General features: G+C 38.4%; 2 protein-coding genes. Both read right to left on the bottom strand.

The window, feature by feature from the left end; all coding sequences use genetic code 11:
- Positions 1-265 precede the first annotated feature (265 nt).
- Positions 266-1,033 carry an ATP-binding cassette domain-containing protein gene (locus tag ACFFAP_RS32750; protein WP_375515124.1) on the bottom strand — a complete coding sequence of 256 codons (768 nt, stop codon included), beginning with the start codon at positions 1,031-1,033 and terminating at the stop codon, positions 266-268.
- A 119-nt stretch (positions 1,034-1,152) separates the two neighbouring features.
- Positions 1,153-1,980 (bottom strand): ABC transporter permease subunit, encoded by an 828-nt coding sequence (locus ACFFAP_RS32755; RefSeq protein ID WP_375515125.1) that lies wholly within the window; start codon positions 1,978-1,980, stop codon positions 1,153-1,155.
- Positions 1,981-2,761 lie beyond the last annotated feature (781 nt).

Raw genomic sequence — 2,761 nt, forward strand, 5'->3', positions numbered from 1 at the left:
TAAATGTAAGCTTATGATTTTTGTTGAGTAATTTATTCCTTGGAAGTCCCTTAATTTATTGCGAGGTACACCAAGAGTCCCGATATGGCAACACAATTGACTACGAACACATCATTCGCAATGAGGCAGCATTATACAAAATTCGTGAATACGTGCAGACAAATCCAATATCTTGGAATACAGATCAATTACATCCCCATAATCCTTCAAAATGGTAACGTCAGTAGGGGTGCAAGGTCTTGCGCCCCTACTTAAAACTAGAATATTAATTACTCATTTGCAATAATTGATATGCATGAGTGCCTTCATTCTTCATAACTTGTTCTAGTACTGCTTCTCTAATATTTACAAATACTTCACTAGCTCTGTCTCGTGGACGGGACAATCTTACAGGTAAATCTAACGCAACCCGTCCTTCTTCAATTACTATCACTCTGTCTGCCAGCGCCACAGCTTCTTCTACATCATGGGTAACTAAAAACGCCGTAAATCCTCTTTGTTGCCATAAATTCTCGATTAAATATTGCATTTCTAAGCGAGTTAACGCATCCAATGCTCCTAAAGGCTCATCAAGTAGTAATAGTTGTGGTTGACTCACCAAAGCTCTGGCCAATGCTACTCGTTGTCGTTGCCCTCCAGATAACACGTAAGGCCATTCACCAGCTCTATCTTTAAGTCCTACTTGTTCTAATACCCACGCAGCTTTTGCACGCCAATTTTCTTGCAAACCTAGACCGACATTATCTATCACACTTTTCCAAGGTAGTAACCGGGGGTCTTGAAACATCACTCTTACAGAATGACTAAGCTTACGTAGTGGTTCTCCATCTAATAATATGCCGCCTGTAGTGGGTTTATCTAACCCAGACACTAGGCGCAGTAAGGTACTTTTACCACAACCACTACGCCCCACAATCGCAATAAATTCTCCTGGTGCTACTTCTAGATTTAATGACTTTAAGACAGTTTGTTTTCCAAAAACTTTGCTTAAATCCAAAAGATTGAGTTGTGAACCTTGTCTATTTGAAACCATTTGAGTTTTTCCTTGATGTTAGAGATTTTTGAGTTGTTTAGCTATCAATAACTTAGAGTTTTTGCAATAAATTAATAACCCCAAAAGCTAAACAGATATTTAGCTTTTGGCGTAATTTTTTACCCAGCAGACCTGTAATTTGGATTCCATGATAAAAATTTGTTTTCTAGAGCTTTGGCGATAGAATTTGCTAGCTTACCTAACAGTGCATAAATGACAATACTTAACACCACAACATCTGTTTGCATAAACTCACGGGCATTCATTGCCATATAACCAATACCGGAATCTGCTGCAATTTGTTCGGCTACAATTAACGATAGCCACATAATACCCAAAGAAAAGCGGACACCAATCAGAATTGAAGACAAAGCTCCTGGAAAAACAATTTGCCACAAAATCTGCGATGTTTTTAAGCCATAAACTTTGCCCATTTCAATCAGAGCAGGATCTACATTACGAATTCCATGATAGGTATTAAGGTAAATTGGGAAAAATACACCTATAGAAACTAGAAATAATCTAGCTTGATCACCAATTCCAAACCATAAAATCACTAGGGGAATTAATGCCAAGTTGGGAATAGTACGCAGCATTTGCAAGGAACTATCTAACAATTGTTCTGCAACGCGAGAAAACCCAGTGAGTAATCCTAAAAGAAAGCCAATTCCGCCGCCAACGATAAAACCAGATATAGCACGTGCGGCACTGATTCCCATGTGTCGGAAAAGCTCTCCAGTTGAGGCTAACTTAAATGCCGTAAAAACTACGCTACTTGGTGCTGGAAGAATTCTGCTGGAAAGTAAACCAGTTCTTGAAGCAATTTCCCAAAGTAGTAGCACTATAAAAGGTACTATCCAAGGGATGATTTTATCAGCGAATTTGTTGTTTATTAGTCCTTCTAAGGATTTTTCGCTGCTTTTAGTCTTTTTTAGAGTAATAGTCATAAGTTACCAATTAGTTATTTTATGAAGTTCTCATTTAAAGCTATTTCGTCAATAGGACTGAATAGCTTTGGTGTTATGTTTGTTTTACCAAAACAGGGACAGAAAGCAGGGCAAACGCATCTAAAGTACTCTTGATCACGACCAAGATTAAGAACCAACGAAAAAATCAGTATTTCTCGTTTGATTTATTTTCCAAGCTTCAAAGCGATGTCTAGGACGGGCTGCGCCTACGCTAAATCTATGTCAATAAGCAGGAATTAATGCGACTATTTTTGAGGTTATTGAGAATAAAATCCTTTTATTTACATGATGTGGCCGCCCTGGAACAAAAAGTGATGGAGAACAAACACAAAAAATTACCTTATCGTTCGGGTATTTCTTATCTAAACTACTATATACCGAGCATATTACCGTAGATTAAAGACAATTTTACACGAAATAAACTAAAAAGCAACTCCCAAGAACCAAGCATAGGGAGTAGGGAATATTCTTTTTTCAGCTTTGGCTATGGGATTTTCCTGTGAGTTGCTGACTAGAAAGTAAAGGTAGTGCAAAAAGAACCCACCCAAATCGGATCGTTAGCATCATTATGTTCTGGCTCTGAATGTTGCGAACCTAGAAGCAGTACTATTTAGCCCACTAACTGAGGCATTTAAGGTTGGTGTAAAAACTGCTGGTTCCAATGCTCTAGTTCCTACCCAGACAGTAGCTTGACGGAAAAACATTTATGATACAAGCCCACTTCGGCTACGCTCAGTGCATCGCCTAAATTTATTTATGG

The sequence above is a fragment of the uncultured Nostoc sp. genome, from assembly GCF_964245575.1.
GTDB lineage: Bacteria > Cyanobacteriota > Cyanobacteriia > Cyanobacteriales > Nostocaceae > Nostoc.